Origin of the sequence: Bacillus sp. EKM501B (genome assembly GCF_011800505.1) — a bacterium.
In the GTDB taxonomy this organism is placed as follows: Bacteria; Bacillota; Bacilli; order Bacillales; family Bacillaceae_G; genus Bacillus_A; species Bacillus_A cereus.
The window spans coordinates 1-16,804 of record NZ_JAALFZ010000014.1 but is presented as its reverse complement, the minus strand read 5'-3'; the positions used below and the strand labels follow the sequence as shown (position 1 = coordinate 16,804).

The window sequence follows — 16,804 nt, the reverse complement described above, 5'->3', positions numbered from 1 at the left end:
CCTACTCTCCTTTTACTGCTTTAACTGTTTTTAACGCCGATTTTATATCATCATAAATAATATTTCCAACAACTACTGTATCAGCATATTGTGCCATTTCTTTCGCCTGTTCTGCATTAGAAATACCACCGCCATAATATAACTTAGCTTGTTTCAATTCTGCTTTTACATTTTTAACAAGTTCAACATCTCCATACGTACCGCTATATTCTAAATAAAATATCGGTAAACGTAATAGCTTGTCTGCTAAACGAGCATATGCAATAACGTCATCTTCTGTTAAATCACATTTCGCTTCTGTAAGCTGGGCTACTTTCGCTTCTGGATTTAAAACACAATACCCTTCCATAAAAATTTCGTCCCAGTCCATAATATCCCCAAATTCTTTCAATGCCTCATGATGAACACCTGTTACCCATTCTACTTTTCGGCTATTTAAAACACTTGGGATGTAATAAAAATCAAATCCTGGTGTAATTGCTTCTACATCAGAAACCTCTAATACACAAGGAACTGCATATCTACGAATGCTAACTAGCATGTGTAATACGTTATCAATTGTAACTCCATCACTTCCGCCTACAATAACCGCATCAGTTCCAGACTCACAAATCATTTCTAAATGTTCATCGCTTAACTCCTTATTTGGATCAAGCTTAAATACATGTTTCCATCCGGAAATATCGTACATGAAAACACCCTTCCTTTTCTCTAGTTATATATATTTCTGTTCAAAATAACAGTTTATTTTCATCATTATTGTTTTAACTTCATCTTAAATATTTGTTTAAAACGGAGAATTAAGTTTGGAATTACCTCTTCCATATTTTTTAAACTAGAGGATTTAATTTTGAAGTTCCTTTTATGCATTCTTTCATTATAACAAAAAAAGTTACTTACACACACGCACAATCCAACATCTTTTTCCACGTCAAATGTTGGATTACATATCCCAAAAATCAAACGGGATACTAATAAGAGAAATAGTATTATCTATTTCAACTTTCATAAAAAGGAGTGTTTTTCTAATGAAGCAAAATATCGGGACAATAAACGCTCTAATTCGAATTACACTTGGGCTCGTCCTCTTCGGATGTAGTGCAACTAAACTTGTACGCAAGCCGTGGTGCACTTGGTCTAACATTTTTCTATGGATTGGTGCAATGAAAGTTGCAGAAGGAATTGTTCGTTTCTGTCCTGTTGTTGAAATGTGGAAATTCGGAAAATACATGAATATGGGGGCATTTAAAATGCCTAGCATGAATTTTGGTGAAAAAGGACATGCTAAAGAAGAAGTGAATCAAACTTCCACTCATGACAAGCCAGAGTCAAAAGGAAGTTATGACGCTTCTGACAAAGAGATTGAGTCAGCGATTGAAGATATAATCCTGGCAAAACCGCTTTGAATCATTTGTCACGATGCAAGATGCTCTCAAAGGGACTTAGCTGCTGCAGTGGGCGGTTAAGTCTTCTTTATTTTACCATAAAACAGAACGTATATTCTCTTTTTGAACCTTAAAATGTATATAAAAGATATCAACCAATAAAATTCAGAAAATTAGATGCATACCTCTTGCTTAAAATGATATAAAAGTGATATCATTTTTATATCAGGAGGCGATCATATGAAAGAAAAACAAGTATTTTATGTAAATGGTTTTCTCGGTATTATTGGAATTTTGATTTTAGCTGCTATCGGTGTATTTTTCCTTGCACAAGAAATTTTCATAGGAGCGGCACTAACTATTATATTAGCCGCAGTTCTCGCTACAGGTATCGGTATTGTTCAACCGAATCAAGCGAAGGTTATTACGTTCTTCGGTAATTATTTAGGAACAATTCGTCAAAACGGTTTATTTTTAACGATTCCGTTCGCATTCCGTCAAACTGTATCTTTACGTGTTGAAAACTTTAACAGTAAAAAATTAAAAGTAAATGACGTTGATGGAAATCCAATTGAAATTGCAGCTGTTATCGTATATAAAGTTGTTGATTCTGCAAAAGCAATGTTTGGTGTTGAACATTATGATCGATTTGTAGAAATTCAAAGCGAAACGGCAATCCGCCATGTTGCAACAAAATATCCTTATGACAATTTCCAAGATGAAACCTGCGTTACGTTACGCGGAAATACTGAAGAAATCTCTGAAGAATTAAAACGTGAGTTAGAGGCGCGTCTTGAAATTGCTGGTGTAGAAGTATTAGAAACTCGTTTAACGCACTTAGCTTACGCAACAGAAATTGCCCATGCAATGCTACAACGCCAGCAAGCAAAAGCAGTATTAGCTGCTAGAAAAGAAATTGTTGAAGGTGCTGTGAAGATGGCGAAAGATTCCATCCATATGTTAGATGAAGAAGGCGTACTAGAACTCGATGACGAGCGTAAAGCAAATATGGTAAACAACTTATTAGTTGCCATCGTTTCAGATAAAGGTGCGCAGCCAGTTATTAATACAGGAAGCCTATACTAAGGGCTATAAGTAATTATGGCTAAAAAGAAAAGCTTTCCATTACGTATTGATCCTGAATTACACGCAGTCATCGAAAAATGGGCAAATGATGAATTTCGTAGCGTCAATGCACACATCGAGTATTTACTTCGAGAAATGGCAAAGCAAAAAGGGAAATTAAAAAAAGATAAAGATGCATAAAAAATCCCGCTGATTCCTCAGCGGGATTTTTACATATTAACTTTTCGTCATCTCATGCCCAATTGCACGATATCCTATATCACTTCGATAAAATAGACCATCACTCTCAATTTTACCGATTTCTTTATATACTTTATCTTTTGCTTCTTGTAAACTATTTGCCTTACAAGCAACAAATAATACACGGCCACCGTTCGTTACAAAGTCCCCATGTTTCATTGCTGTACCTGCATGGAAAACAATCACATCTTGCAGTGCATCTAGTCCGCTAATAATATCACCTTTTTTATATGCTTCTGGATATCCTTTAGAAGCAAGTACAACACCGATTACCGCTTCTTCTGACCATTGTAACGTTAGTTCACTTTCATCTAATACAGCGTTACATACATCAACTAAATCGTTTTCTAATCGAGGTAATACAACTTCTGTTTCAGGATCACCGAAGCGTGCATTAAATTCAATTACCTTCGGACCATCATTTGTTAAAATAAGACCTGCGTATAAAATACCTGTAAACGAACGGTTTTCTTCAATCATCGCCTTAGCAGTTGGATGCAATACGGTTTGAATCGCTTCTTGAACTGCTGATTCTGGAATTTGTGGTACTGGAGAATATGCACCCATTCCGCCCGTATTTGGTCCTTTATCACCATCAAAAGCTCTTTTATGATCTTGGGCGATTATCATTGGATGTACAGTTGTTCCATTCACGAATGCCATTAATGAAAATTCTTGTCCATCTAAAAACTCTTCAATAACGACCTTCTTACTTGCCGCGCCGAATTTCACATCTTGCAGCATTTCTTTCACAGCTTGTAATGCCTCTTCAAGCGTCATCGCTACCGTTACACCTTTACCAGCAGCTAGGCCGTCAGCTTTAATAACGATTGGTGCACCAACTTTTTGAATGTACTGTACTGCTTCTTCATAATCTGTAAAAGTTTCGTACGCCGCAGTTGGAATATCATACTTTTTCATAAGCTCTTTTGTAAAAGCTTTACTACCTTCAATAACAGCAGCCGCTTTATTCGGACCAAATACGCGAAGTCCCTCTTCTTTAAAACGATCAACAATTCCATTCATAAGCGGAATTTCTGGTCCAACGAAAGTTAACTCAACATTATTCTCTTTTGCAAATAAAACTAATGCATCAAAATCATTTTCATCAATATCAACTGGTGTTGCAACATCTCTCATACCTTCATTACCTGGTGCTACATATACCTTTTCTACTTTTTCAGATTGTGCAAACTTCCAAGCTAAAGCATGCTCACGCCCACCGCGGCCAATTACTAAAACATTCATATTTCATCCCCCAATAATTAAATAAGTACAAACTAGAAGCTATGCTCCTAGTTTGCTTTTTCATATCAATAAAAGGTTATCTCGACCAGACTTTTTAAACATCCATATCAATAAAGGTTTAAAAAGGAGGATTAAGAGAACCGAGCAGGTCGAGGCGCATTTGCCAGGAGGACACGGAGTGTAGCTTTCCTACATGAGTACCGCACTGGCGATGCAACGACGACATGCGAAGGTTATCTTAACCGGACTTTTTAAACATCCTCTATTAGTGTTTGAAATGACGTACGCCAGTGAACACCATAGCAATCCCATAAGTATCTGCCACTTTAATAGAATCTTCATCACGGATTGATCCGCCCGGTTGAATGATTGCTGTAATTCCTGCTTTTGCTGCTTCTTCTAATGTATCTGGCATTGGGAAGAAAGCATCAGATGCAAGCGCGCTACCTTGTGCTTTTTCACCAGCTTGTGTAATTGCGATTTTTGCAGAACCTACACGGTTCATCTGTCCCGCACCGACACCAATTGTCATGTCATCTTTCGCTAAAACAATTGCGTTTGATTTCACATGTTTTACAACTTTCCAAGCTAGTTTTAAATCTTTCCATTCTTGCTCTGAAGGTTCACGTTTCGTTGGAATTGAAATTGTACTTTCATCTAATGATAACGTATCTTCCTCTTGAACAAGAAGTCCACCTTGTACAGAAGTTAGTTTTTTGCTTGCACTTGTCGCTTTTTCAATATTTATAGTTAATAAACGTAAGTTCTTCTTACTTTGCAACACTTCTAAAGCTTCTTGCGAGAACGAAGGTGCGATAACAATTTCTAAGAAAATTTCATGTAACTTTTCTGCTGTAGCTTTATCAATTTCACGATTTGCTGCAATAATACCGCCGAAGATTGATACTGGATCTGCTTCATAAGCACGAGTATATGCTTCGTGAATATTAGTTCCTACTCCAACACCACATGGATTCATATGCTTTACTGCTACTACTGCTGGTTCTGTAAATTCTTTTACGATGCTAAGCGCTGCGTCTGCATCATTAATATTGTTATACGATAATTCCTTACCGTGTAATTGTTCTGCGTATGCAACAGAAGATGTTGCTGCGAATGGCGCTTTATAGAAAGTTGCTTTTTGATGTGGGTTCTCGCCATAGCGTAAGTCTTGCTTTTTCTCAAATGTCACAGTTAATGTTTCTGGACTTTCTTCACCCATTTGCTCTGTTAAGTAGTTAGAAATTAACGCATCATACGCTGCTGTATGACGGAATACTTTCGCTGCTAGTTTACGTTTTGTTTCCTCTGCTACTTCACCGTTCTCTTTCAGTTCTGCTAACACAATATCATAATCTACTGGATCTACAATTACCGATACGAATTTATGATTTTTCGCAGCAGAGCGAATCATTGTTGGGCCACCGATATCAATATTTTCAATTGCATCAGCAAATGTTACATCAGGCTTAGCGATTGTTTCTTTAAATGGGTATAAGTTAACAACAACAAAGTCAATTGGCTCTATACCTAACTCATTCATTTGTGTTACATGTGTTTCATTATCACGAACTGCTAATAGACCACCATGAATATTTGGATGTAATGTTTTCACACGGCCATCCATAATTTCAGGGAAACCAGTTACCTCAGAAATGCCGATTACTTGTAAGCCATTTTCTTCTAGTAACTTTTTCGTACCACCTGTTGAAATAACTTCAATCCCTTGTTCTAGTAACCCTTTAACAAATTCTACTACTCCTGTTTTATCTGAAACACTTACTAATGCACGCTTTTTCATTTATCCTTCACCCCTGGTTGTATGTTAGTTAACAGTTGATTCTTTCACAGACTGAACAATTTGATTCACTGTATTTACGTATAATTTATGTTCAACTTGTTGAATTTTCTTTTGTAAGCTTTCTCTCGTATCCCCTTCAGAAACAACCACTGCTTCTTGTGCAATAATTGGCCCTGTATCCATACCTGCATCTACATAATGAATTGTTACTCCAGTTACTTTCACACCTGCTTCTAACGCTTGACCGACAGCATCTTTACCCGGAAAGCTCGGTAGTAATGATGGATGAATATTAATAATCTTCCCGCCGTATGCTTCTAGTAACGTCGGCCCGATTAAACGCATATATCCAGCTAAAATAACATAATCAATTTCATATTCTTCTAGCTTCTTTAATATCTCTTTTTCAAACGCTTCTTTTGACTCATATGCTTTCGCTGAAAAAGCAAAACACGGAATATGATGATAATTTGCCCGTCCAACAGCTCGTGCTTCTGGTTTATCACATACTAATAAACTAATTTCTGCACCCAATCTTTTTTCTTCTACCGCATTAACGAGAGATTGAAAGTTAGATCCACTTCCAGAAGCAAAAACTGCTAATCTACTCATAGTGCTGTGCCCCCATTAAAAGTAACGCCAGCTCCTTGTATAGTACGTCCAATAATACGAGCCATTTCTCCTTGCTCTTCAAGAAGACGAACAACATCTTTTGCATCTTCTTCCTTCACTGCTACTACCATACCAATACCCATGTTAAAAATATTGAACATTTCTTTCTCTTCCAGTTTTCCAACTTCTTGAAGCAAACTAAAGATCGGCTGAATTTCCCAAGATCCTAGTTCAATCTCAGCACCGATTCCTTCTGGCAACATGCGTGGAATATTTTCAATAAATCCACCACCTGTAATATGCGCCATACCGTATACTTCATGTTTCTTCAATAGTTCTAAAATAGGTTTGACATAAATTTTCGTTGGTTTTAATAATTCTTCACCAAGAGGTAGTTCTAAGCGGCCATAAATACGCTCTAAAGATAGTTCCCCATCTTCTAATAACACTTTTCGTACTAAAGAGTAACCATTGCTATGAATACCGCTAGATGCTAAGCCAATTAGCACGTGACCAGCTTCAATCTTTTCACCTGTTACAATTTTCTTTTTATCAACAATCCCAACTGTAAAACCAGCTAAATCATATTCTTCCGTAGAATACATTCCTGGCATTTCAGCTGTTTCTCCACCGATTAATGCACAACCAGCTTGGCGACAGCCCTCTGATATACCTTTGACGATGTTTTCAATTTTACTAGGTTCAGCTTTACCACAAGCAATATAATCAAGGAAGAAAAGCGGCTCTGCTCCTTGGACAACAATATCATTTACACACATTGCTACTGCATCAATACCAATTGTGTCATGTTTATCTGCCATAAAAGCGAGCATCAATTTCGTTCCCACGCCATCTGTTCCAGATACTAATACAGGTTCTTCTAATGCAAATTTTGATAGATCAAACATACCTCCAAAACCGCCTAAACCGCCTAGTACTTCTTTTCTCATAGTTGTTTGTACGTGTTTTTTCATGCGAGATACCGCTTCATATCCAGCTTCAATATCTACTCCTGCTTGCTTATATGCATTCGCCATCGTTATTTACACCTCGTCTTTTAATTTCTCCCCATCCAGGGCGGGCTATTTTAAGAAAGGATCTAGCTCCTACATCAAAAGAAGTAGAAGCTTTTCTCACTTTTCTTATTTCATACTTTCTAAAAGCTCTTGCTCATAATCATAAAGAGCTGTTGGATAGTCCCCATTAAAGTAAGCCATGCATAGGCCGCCATATTTCCCTTCATATGGACGTCCAATTGCATCTACTAATCCATCTTCACTTAAAAATGTTAAAGAATCTGCTCCGATCATTTCACGGATTTCTTCTACTGTATGATTTGCTGCAATTAATTCTTTTCTCGTTTGAATATCAATGCCATAGAAACATGGATATTTCAGAGGTGGTGAAGCAATTCTTACGTGAACTTCTGTCGCTCCAGCCTCACGAAGCATACGAACAATTCGTTTACTTGTCGTTCCTCTTACGATAGAGTCATCAATCATAACAACTCGTTTCCCTTCAACTACACCTCTTACTGCGGAAAGCTTCATCTTAACCCCTTGCTCGCGCAGTTCTTGAGAAGGTTGAATAAACGTACGTCCAACGTAACGATTTTTAATTAATCCTAACTCATATGGAATACCTGTCGCCTCCGCATAGCCAATCGCAGCTGAAATACTAGAGTCTGGTACACCAGTAACAACATCTGCTTCAATAGGAGCTTCTGCCGCTAAACGTTTCCCCATATTCTTACGTGCTGCATGGACGTTAACACCAGCAATATTAGAATCTGGTCGTGCAAAGTAAATATATTCCATACTACAAATTGCATGTTCTACATCGTTTGTGAAACGATCTACGTGAATTCCTTCATCATTAATGATAAGTAATTCACCCGGTTCTACATCGCGAATGTATGTTGCACCTACTACATCAAAAGCACATGTTTCAGATGCTACAACGTAAGCATCCCCCATCTTTCCAATTGAAAGCGGACGGAACCCATTCGGATCTAATGCAACGATCATTTCATTTCCAGTTAGTAAAAGATACGCAAACGCACCTTTCACTTTATTTAAAGCCTCTTTTACACTTTCAATTAAAGAATCTTTCGTGCTACGTTTAATAAGATGTAAAAGTACTTCTGTATCTGAACTAGTTTGAAAAATACTGCCCTCTGCTTCTAATTCACGACGAAGCATTTTTGCGTTAATTAAATTTCCGTTATGAGCTAACGCCATACTATGATCGGAAAAACGGAACAACAATGGTTGAACGTTAGCAACTTCACTTCCACCAGCTGTTGCATATCGTACATGTCCGATTGCTGATTTTCCATTTAATCCTTCTAGCTCACCTCTTGAAAACACTTCTGATATTAAACCTAACCCCTTGTGACCGACGATTTTTTCCCCATTATTTACGACAATGCCTGCGCCTTCTTGCCCACGGTGCTGTAAACTGTGCAATCCGTAGTATGAAACTTGTGCTGCATTTTCATGCCCCCAAATTCCGAAAACGCCACATTCTTCGTTTAACCCCTTTATTTCAGCAAGCATGGGATTGCCCCTTTCCAAGCCTTTCTCATTTCATCTACATTTGCTGTAAGTAATACTTCATTTTCTTCATTATGAATTGTTACTTCATTTGTACTTGTTACTTCTCCAACTTGGATTGCTTCTACCACTTTCTCAAACGCCTCTTTATTTTCACGTTTTACAGTTATCACGAAACGAGACTGTGATTCAGCGAATAATGCTGCTGTTGCTTCTCCATCTAATTTCACAGTAGCACCTAAGCCTTTAGCACCAATTGCACTTTCTGAAATCGCAACTGCTAAACCACCTTCAGCAACATCATGTGCAGATTGAACAAGACCAGCTTGAATTGCTTCTAATACTTGTTTTTGGCGTTTTAATTCTACATCTAAATCGATACTTGGTGATTGACCGAAAATTTTGCCGTGAATCATTTTCTGTAATTCACTTCCGCCAAACTCAGCTTTCGTCTCACCAATTACATACACTAAATCACCAGCTTGCTTAAACTCTTGTGTTGTTACATGTTTTAAGTCATGCACAAGTCCGACCATCCCAACAGTTGGTGTTGGATATACAGCTTCACCACTACGCTCGTTATACATCGATACGTTTCCGCCGATAACTGGTGTTTGTAATGTGCGACAAGCTTCACTCATACCGTCTACTGATTTCTCAATCTGCCAGAAGATTTCTGGTTTTTCTGGGTTCCCGAAGTTTAAGCAATCTGTAATTGCAAGTGGCTCTCCGCCAGAACATACGATATTACGCGCTGCCTCTGCTACTGCAATTTTACCGCCCATCTCTGGGTCTAGATAAATGTAGCGAGAGTTACAATCTGTCGTCATTGCTAATCCTTTTTCTGTACCGCGTACACGTACAACTGCAGCATCTGAACCTGGCGTAACAACTGTGCTTGTGCGAACTTGGTAATCGTATTGATCGTATACCCACTCTTTACTTGCAATTGTTGGTTGCTGTAATAAAGCGAATAACGTTTCTTTATAATTTTCTACTTTTGGCGTTTCCATTTTCATTGCTTGGAATTCAGCAAAGTATGCTGCTTCTTTTGATGGCTTATGATAAATTGGTGCTTCTTCTGCTAAAGCATCTGCTGGAACTTCAGCTACCTTTTCACCTTTATGGAATAAACGAAGCATTTTATCTTCTGTTACTTTCCCCATCGTAACCGCTGCAAGACCATACTTCTCAAATAAATCTACTATTTCTTGTTCTCTACCTTTTTTCACGACAATTAACATACGCTCTTGTGATTCAGATAGCATCATTTCATATGGTGTCATTCCTGTTTCACGCTGTGGTACATCATCTAAGTACATTTCAATACCCATTCCTGCTTTACTTGCCATTTCTGCAGATGATGATGTTAAACCAGCCGCACCCATATCTTGAATTCCAACAAGTGCATCGGATTGAATTAATTCTAAACACGCTTCAATAAGAAGCTTTTCCATAAATGGATCCCCTACTTGAACCGCTGGACGTTTCGCTTCTGAGCTTTCAGATAGTTCTTCCGACGCGAATGTTGCACCGTGAATACCGTCACGACCAGTTGATGCTCCTACGTACATTACTGTGTTACCAGCACCGTGCGCTTGCCCTTTTTTAATGTCTTCGTGGTTAATCAAACCTACGCACATTGCATTTACAAGTGGATTTCCTTCATAACATGGATCAAATTGTACTTCGCCGCCAACAGTCGGAATACCGATGCAGTTACCGTATCCTGCAATTCCTGCTACTACTTCTTCGAATAAATATTTCACACGTGGTGACTGTAATTCACCGAAACGAAGTGAGTTTAATAGAGCTACCGGGCGTGCTCCCATAGAGAATACGTCACGAATAATACCACCAACACCTGTTGCAGCTCCTTGATATGGTTCAATAGCTGAAGGATGGTTATGACTTTCCATTTTAAATACAACTGCTTGATTATCACCGATATCTACAATTCCAGCACCTTCTCCAGGTCCTTGCAGAACGCGCTCACCTGTAGTTGGAAACTTACGAAGAACTGGTTTCGAATTTTTATAACTACAATGTTCAGACCACATTACAGAGAATAACCCTGTTTCTGTATAATTTGGCAGACGACCTAAAATCTTTTCAACCATGGCAAACTCTTCGTCTGTTAGCCCCATTTCCGCATATATACGCTCTTCTTTAATTTGTGTTGGATTTGGTTCAAGCATTAACGACATATGTTTCCCTCCACTGTTTTAAGATAGATTGAAAGACTTTTAACCCTTCAGCACCGCCAAGTAATTCATCTACAGCACGCTCTGGATGTGGCATCATACCAAGTACATTTCCTTTTTCATTTACAATACCAGCAATATCTGAAACGCTACCGTTAGGGTTTTCTACGTAACGGAATGCGATTTGATTGTTCTCTTCTAATTGTTTAAGCGTCGCTTCATCACAATAGTAATTCCCCTCACCATGCGCGATTGGAATATTAATTACTTCATCTTTTCCATATTGTGATGTAAACATCGTTTCATTATTTTCAACACGCAACTGAACAGTGCGACACATAAATTTTAAGTTTTCGTTTCTCATTAACGCTCCTGGTAGTAATCCTGATTCAACAAGAATCTGGAATCCATTACATACACCTAAAATCGGCTTTCCTTGCTCAGCAGCTTTTTGCACTGCTTTCATTGCATTAGCAAAGCGAGAGATAGCACCGCAGCGTAAGTAGTCACCATAAGAAAATCCACCTGGTAGTAGAATTGCATCATATTCATCTAGATTCTCTGTATCGTGCCAAACGTAATCTACTTCTTCGCCAAGCTCATCTTTAATTGCATGGAACATATCGACATCACAGTTCGAACCCGGAAATACTATTACGGCAAATTTCACTGTGCGACAACCTCCTCAACTTCATAACGGAAGTCTTCCATTACAACGTTCGCTAATAGTTTTTCACACATTTCCTTTACCTTGCTATCTAAATCAGATACAGATTTATCAATTGTTAGTTCCATGTACTTTCCGATTCGAACATCTTGTACTTCTGTGAATGAAAGACTATGAAGTGCTCCTTTTACTGCTGTTCCTTGTGGATCTAATACGCTTTCTCTTAATGTTACATATACCTTAACTTTATACATGTGAAATTCCCCCTAAACGTTTTAAAATCTCTTCATAAGCATCTGTTAAATTTCCAAGATCGCGACGGAATACGTCTTTATCAAACTTTTCATTGCTCGTTTCATCCCATAAACGGCAAGTATCCGGTGAAATTTCATCCGCTAAAATGATTTCTCCTTCTTCCGTTACACCAAACTCTAATTTGAAATCTACTAATCTTACACGACAGCTTGCGAAATGATCAATCAACACTTGATTGATTTGTAGAGCCATATCTCGTAATACACTTACTTGCTCTGGTGATGCAACGTTTAATACACGAATATGATCTTCCGTTACAAGCGGATCTCCTAAATCATCATCTTTGAAGTAAAATTCTACGATTGGTTCTGCAAGTACAGTTCCCTCTTCCATTCCTAATCGTTTTGAAAGACTTCCTGCAATTACATTTCTTGTGACAACTTCTAAAGGAATAATACTCACTTTTTTAACAAGTTGTTCTGTTTCAGATAACTTCTCAACAAAATGTGTTTTAATTCCCACTTCTTGTAACTTTCTGAACAATAAAGTTGTAATTTCATTGTTCAAACGACCTTTTCCTGTAATCGTCTCTTTTTTCTCCCCATTGAAAGCAGTCGCACTATCTTTGTACTCTACCCAAACCATATCTGCTGATTCTGTACGATAAATTCTTTTTGCCTTACCTTCATACAGCAATTCTAGCTTTTGCATTTCGCAAGCCCCCTGTAGTTTGAAAAATGTGAATAATGTTTTTATAAAGAATGGCACAGAATGACTCTATTCTGTGCCATATGAAATTTTACGCTTCGTTTAATCCAAGGCGTTCAAAGATTGTATCAACGTGTTGCATATGATGCTCATAGTTGAAGCATTCATTAATTTCTTCTTGTGTTAACTTGCTTGTAATACGCTCATCAGCTTCTACAAGCTCTTTAAATTGTACTTGTGTTTCCCAAGCTTCCATCGCTTTAGGCTGTACGATATCATAAGCTTCTTCACGTACCATACCTTTGTCGATTAGTGTAAGCATTACGCGCTGAGAATAAATTAAGCCGTATGTTCTTGTCATATTGCGTTTCATATTCTCTGGGTATACAGTTAAGTTTTTAACGATATTACCAAAGCGATTTAACATGTAATTTAATGCGATTGTAGCATCTGGTAAAATTACACGTTCTGCCGAAGAGTGAGAAATGTCACGCTCATGCCATAATGGAACATTTTCGTAAGCTGTCATCATATAACCGCGGATAACACGCGCTAAACCAGTCATATTTTCAGAACCAATTGGATTACGTTTATGTGGCATTGCAGAAGAACCTTTTTGACCTTTTGCGAAAGCTTCTTCAACTTCACGTGTTTCACTCTTTTGTAAACCACGAATCTCAACTGCCATCTTTTCGATAGATGTTGCAATTAGTGCAAGTGTTGACATGTAGTGTGCGTGACGATCACGTTGCAATGTTTGTGTTGAAATTGGTGCTGCTTCTAATCCTAAGTTTTCACAAACATATTTTTCTACGAATGGATCGATATTTGCATATGTACCAACCGCACCAGATAGTTTACCAACACGAACTGTATCAGCAGCTTGTTTGAAACGCTCTACGTTACGTTTCATTTCTTCATACCAAAGACCAAGTTTTAAACCAAATGTTGTTGGTTCTGCATGAACACCATGTGTTCTTCCCATCATGATTGTGTATTTATGCTCTTTCGCTTTGTTAGCTAAAATGCTTACAAAGTTTTCTAAGTCTTTTAATATGATTTCATTCGCTTGTTTTAAAATGTAAGATAACGCTGTATCTACTACGTCTGTAGATGTTAAACCGTAATGAACCCATTTACGTTCCTCACCTAATGCTGGCGTTTCGGATACAGCACGAGTGAATGCAACTACGTCATGACGTGTTTCTTTTTCAATTTCATAAATACGATCAATATCAAATGATGCATGCTCACGAATTTTCTTAACATCTTCTTTTGGAATATCGCCAAGCTCAGCCCATGCTTCACAAGCTAAAATCTCAACTTCTAACCATGCTTTAAATTTGTTCTCTTCCGTCCAAATTGCACCCATTTCTGGGCGTGTATAACGACTAATCATCTTTTTCCCTCCAACAGTTGTTCTTGATGGTCCCAAATATGCAAACTCTTCGCTTTTTCTAGAGCGACTTCAATATTATCATTTAAAATATTAACATGCCCCATTTTTCGCTGTGCTTTTGCTTCTTCTTTTCCATACAAGTGTAAATAGCACCCGGTTAATCTATTCACTTGTCTTAGGACCCCTTCTATATGTTCGCCTAAAATGTTTACCATGACAACTGGTTTTAACAAATTTGTTTCTCCTAGAGGTAAATTACAGATTGCTCGAATATGTTGACCAAATTGACTCGTCTCACATGCATCCTGTGTATAGTGTCCTGAATTGTGAGGTCTTGGCGCTAATTCATTAATATAAATCTCACCATTATCTGTAGCAAACATCTCTACAGCTAGTGTTCCCACAAGTTCTAATTCATCCGCAAGTACCTTTGCATAAGCAATTGCTTTTTGAGAAAGCTCTTCTGTAATGCGAGCTGGAACGATAGATTCATGTAAAATGTTATTTACATGAATATTTTCTGCTACTGGAAACACTTTTGTTTCACCACTTACACTACGAATCACAATAACTGATACTTCTTTTTCAAAAGGCACCCATTTCTCTAAAATACATTCTGCTTTATCCACAAGATTTCTTGCTGTCTCAACATCAGCTTCACTTCTTAAAACAACTTGTCCTTTCCCATCATATCCACCTGTCGTCGTTTTTAAGACGGAAGGGAATGATAACTCAGCAATTGCTTCTGTAAGCTGATCTTGATTTTGAACTAATCTATACGTTGCTACTGGTAACCCAGCCTTCTCAATCGCATTCTTTTCTGTAAAACGATTTTGCGTTGTATTTAACAACTGACTACCTTGTGGTAAGTACGCATGTTTTTCAAGCCATTGTAAACATCTATAATCAATATTCTCAAATTCATATGTGACAACATCACTTATCTCTGCTAAATGCTGAATTGCTTTTAAATCATCATATAGTGCAACAATTTCAATATCAGCAACTTGTGCACATGGTGAATGCTTTGTAGGATCTAAAACAGCAATTTTATATCCCATTTCCTTAGCTGCCAATGCCATCATTCTTCCTAGCTGGCCGCCTCCAATAATACCGATTGTTTTTCCAGGTAAAATGATCCTCGTCATACTAGCTCACTACCTTCACGCACATCTTTTTCAATCGCTTCTCGTCTCAATTCTAATGCATCATGTATATCATCATGGAATGATCCAAGTATTTGTGCGGCAAGTAATCCAGCATTCGTTGAACCGGCTTTACCAATTGCAACAGTTGCAACTGGAACACCTCCTGGCATTTGGACGATGGATAATAATGAATCTAAGCCGTTTAATGCTTTTGATTGAACTGGAACTCCAATTACAGGAAGATTTGTCTTCGCTGCAACCATTCCTGGTAAATGTGCTGCTCCACCAGCTCCAGCAATAATAACTTTCAATCCACGTTCACGAGCCGTCTCTGCATATTCAAACATATAATCCGGAGTCCGATGAGCGGATACAACTTTTTTCTCATACGGTATATTTAATTCATCTAAAATGTCACAAGCATATTTCATTGTTTCCCAGTCTGACGTGCTTCCCATTATGACTCCAACTAGTGATTTCATATTAGAATCCCCCCGATTCAAATAAAAAAAGCCTGAAATAGAACAGTTTCTCTTTTACTATGAGAGAAAGCGCTCTACTCAGGCATACGTATCCCTTGTGAATAGAAAAATACCGAGTGACTTTCCCTCATAGTCTAACGAATAACGGTCGTTAGGTAGAGACTTGCAGGCCATATCCCCGCGATTATATGAGGTCTTATATTATTGTTTCTATGGTTATATTAACAATATTTCATAAACAATGTCAATAAATAATCGAATGTTTTTTTATTAGTAGTCAATAACGTTCGTGTTTTAGTTATATTCAAAAGAAGAATTGCAACTATATGCAAGAAGAAAAGGGAATTAGAATATATATTTCTAGAGATCTATTTTACGTATAATCGTTTAAATGGCACTTCAGTATGTTTTAAATCAATATATATACACTCTTGTATTATTATAACGATTTAATTTCTAAGGAGGATAACTGTTAAAGAAAGAACTATGCTATTATCCTATTTATTTTTCTCTATTGCAGTAATTTCTGTAATTATTAAATACTTATTTATAGCATCTCATTATTTAAAATATATACTTATGATAGTAATAATTTTTCCTATTTTAAGTATTACTTTAGCGACATTAGGAAAATCAGGAACACAAAAAATCATTGCTATTATTTTAAACAGTCTCTATTTCATTCTTTTTTCGTCTTTAGCTTTATTAAATTTATGGATTATAGCCTTCGGTAAATAAAAATAAACACAAAAAAACCTAAGTCGAAACGACTTAGGTTTTTGCTTGGCGACGTCCTACTCTCACAGGGACAAGGTCCCAACTACCATCGGCGCTAGAGAGCTTAACTTCCGTGTTCGGTATGGGAACGGGTGTGACCTCTCTGCCATCATCACCAAACTATGAAGGCATATTCCTTCAAAACTAGATAACATTGCTACATATTATATGGTTAAGTCCTCGATCTATTAGTATTCGTCAGCTCCACATGTCACCATGCTTCCACCTCGAACCTAT

The 16,804-nt window shown here is 37.6% G+C and carries 17 protein-coding genes, 1 rRNA gene and 1 riboswitch; of the genes, 4 read left to right on the top strand and 14 right to left on the bottom strand.

Annotated elements, in window-relative coordinates:
• Position 1: 1 nt before the first annotated feature.
• A complete protein-coding gene (gene pcrB, locus HFD78_RS21555) occupies positions 2-691 on the bottom strand; it encodes a heptaprenylglyceryl phosphate synthase (RefSeq protein WP_000272102.1) in 690 nt (229 codons plus the stop codon).
• A 337-nt stretch (positions 692-1,028) separates the two neighbouring features.
• Between pcrB and HFD78_RS21550 the strand changes: the two genes are divergently transcribed.
• From HFD78_RS21550 to HFD78_RS21540, 3 genes are all read left to right on the top strand, one after another.
• Positions 1,029-1,406 (top strand): YgaP family membrane protein, encoded by a 378-nt coding sequence (locus tag HFD78_RS21550; protein WP_000812348.1) that lies wholly within the window; start codon positions 1,029-1,031, stop codon positions 1,404-1,406.
• A gap of 219 nt (positions 1,407-1,625) precedes the next feature.
• Positions 1,626-2,471 (top strand): SPFH domain-containing protein, encoded by an 846-nt coding sequence (locus HFD78_RS21545; protein WP_000660669.1) that lies wholly within the window; start codon positions 1,626-1,628, stop codon positions 2,469-2,471.
• A 15-nt stretch (positions 2,472-2,486) separates the two neighbouring features.
• Positions 2,487-2,651 carry a type II toxin-antitoxin system antitoxin gene (locus HFD78_RS21540; RefSeq protein WP_001085171.1) on the top strand — a complete coding sequence of 55 codons (165 nt, stop codon included), beginning with the start codon at positions 2,487-2,489 and terminating at the stop codon, positions 2,649-2,651.
• Between the two features lie 36 nt (positions 2,652-2,687).
• On the opposite strand, the gene purD is transcribed toward HFD78_RS21540, so the two are convergent.
• The 12 genes from purD to purE form a co-directional block, all read right to left on the bottom strand.
• Entirely contained in the window at positions 2,688-3,959 is a 1,272-nt protein-coding gene (gene purD / locus HFD78_RS21535; RefSeq protein ID WP_001101975.1) for a phosphoribosylamine--glycine ligase, read from the bottom strand.
• Positions 3,960-4,224: 265 nt separating this feature from the next.
• Complete coding sequence (gene purH, locus HFD78_RS21530) at positions 4,225-5,760, bottom strand: bifunctional phosphoribosylaminoimidazolecarboxamide formyltransferase/IMP cyclohydrolase (protein ID WP_000745434.1); 1,536 nt, start codon at positions 5,758-5,760, stop codon at positions 4,225-4,227.
• Positions 5,761-5,784: 24 nt separating this feature from the next.
• Positions 5,785-6,372, bottom strand: coding sequence for a phosphoribosylglycinamide formyltransferase (gene purN / locus HFD78_RS21525; protein WP_000088596.1), 588 nt, complete (start codon positions 6,370-6,372; stop codon positions 5,785-5,787).
• Positions 6,369-7,409 (bottom strand): phosphoribosylformylglycinamidine cyclo-ligase, encoded by a 1,041-nt coding sequence (purM, locus tag HFD78_RS21520; protein WP_001262439.1) that lies wholly within the window; start codon positions 7,407-7,409, stop codon positions 6,369-6,371. The genes purN and purM overlap by 4 nt, the downstream gene beginning before the upstream one ends.
• A gap of 105 nt (positions 7,410-7,514) precedes the next feature.
• Complete coding sequence (gene purF, locus HFD78_RS21515) at positions 7,515-8,930, bottom strand: amidophosphoribosyltransferase (protein WP_000879025.1); 1,416 nt, start codon at positions 8,928-8,930, stop codon at positions 7,515-7,517.
• Positions 8,915-11,134: a phosphoribosylformylglycinamidine synthase II gene (gene purL, locus HFD78_RS21510; RefSeq protein ID WP_000055564.1), complete on the bottom strand. Its 2,220-nt coding sequence runs from the start codon at positions 11,132-11,134 to the stop codon at positions 8,915-8,917. Before purL ends, purF begins: the two co-directional genes overlap by 16 nt.
• Complete coding sequence (purQ, locus tag HFD78_RS21505) at positions 11,118-11,801, bottom strand: phosphoribosylformylglycinamidine synthase subunit PurQ (RefSeq protein WP_000666787.1); 684 nt, start codon at positions 11,799-11,801, stop codon at positions 11,118-11,120. The genes purL and purQ overlap by 17 nt, the downstream gene beginning before the upstream one ends.
• Positions 11,798-12,052, bottom strand: coding sequence for a phosphoribosylformylglycinamidine synthase subunit PurS (gene purS / locus HFD78_RS21500; RefSeq protein WP_000278823.1), 255 nt, complete (start codon positions 12,050-12,052; stop codon positions 11,798-11,800). Before purS ends, purQ begins: the two co-directional genes overlap by 4 nt.
• Complete coding sequence (gene purC / locus HFD78_RS21495) at positions 12,045-12,764, bottom strand: phosphoribosylaminoimidazolesuccinocarboxamide synthase (RefSeq protein ID WP_001170544.1); 720 nt, start codon at positions 12,762-12,764, stop codon at positions 12,045-12,047. The genes purS and purC overlap by 8 nt, the downstream gene beginning before the upstream one ends.
• Before the next feature lie 88 nt (positions 12,765-12,852).
• Positions 12,853-14,160, bottom strand: a complete 1,308-nt coding sequence (gene purB, locus HFD78_RS21490; protein ID WP_000625682.1) for an adenylosuccinate lyase — start codon at positions 14,158-14,160, stop codon at positions 12,853-12,855.
• A complete protein-coding gene (gene purK, locus HFD78_RS21485; RefSeq protein ID WP_000196765.1) occupies positions 14,157-15,308 on the bottom strand; it encodes a 5-(carboxyamino)imidazole ribonucleotide synthase in 1,152 nt (383 codons plus the stop codon). The genes purB and purK overlap by 4 nt, the downstream gene beginning before the upstream one ends.
• Positions 15,305-15,790: a 5-(carboxyamino)imidazole ribonucleotide mutase gene (purE, locus tag HFD78_RS21480; RefSeq protein WP_000839367.1), complete on the bottom strand. Its 486-nt coding sequence runs from the start codon at positions 15,788-15,790 to the stop codon at positions 15,305-15,307. Before purE ends, purK begins: the two co-directional genes overlap by 4 nt.
• A gap of 110 nt (positions 15,791-15,900) precedes the next feature.
• Positions 15,901-16,002, bottom strand: a riboswitch (purine riboswitch).
• A gap of 274 nt (positions 16,003-16,276) precedes the next feature.
• On the opposite strand from purE, the gene HFD78_RS29610 reads away from it, so the two are divergent.
• On the top strand, positions 16,277-16,528 hold the full coding sequence (locus HFD78_RS29610; protein WP_098005687.1) for a hypothetical protein: 252 nt from the start codon (positions 16,277-16,279) through the stop codon (positions 16,526-16,528).
• A 43-nt stretch (positions 16,529-16,571) separates the two neighbouring features.
• Here HFD78_RS29610 and rrf read toward each other — a convergent pair.
• A 5S ribosomal RNA gene (gene rrf, locus HFD78_RS21475) occupies positions 16,572-16,687 on the bottom strand.
• Between the last annotated feature and the right edge of the window lie 117 nt (positions 16,688-16,804).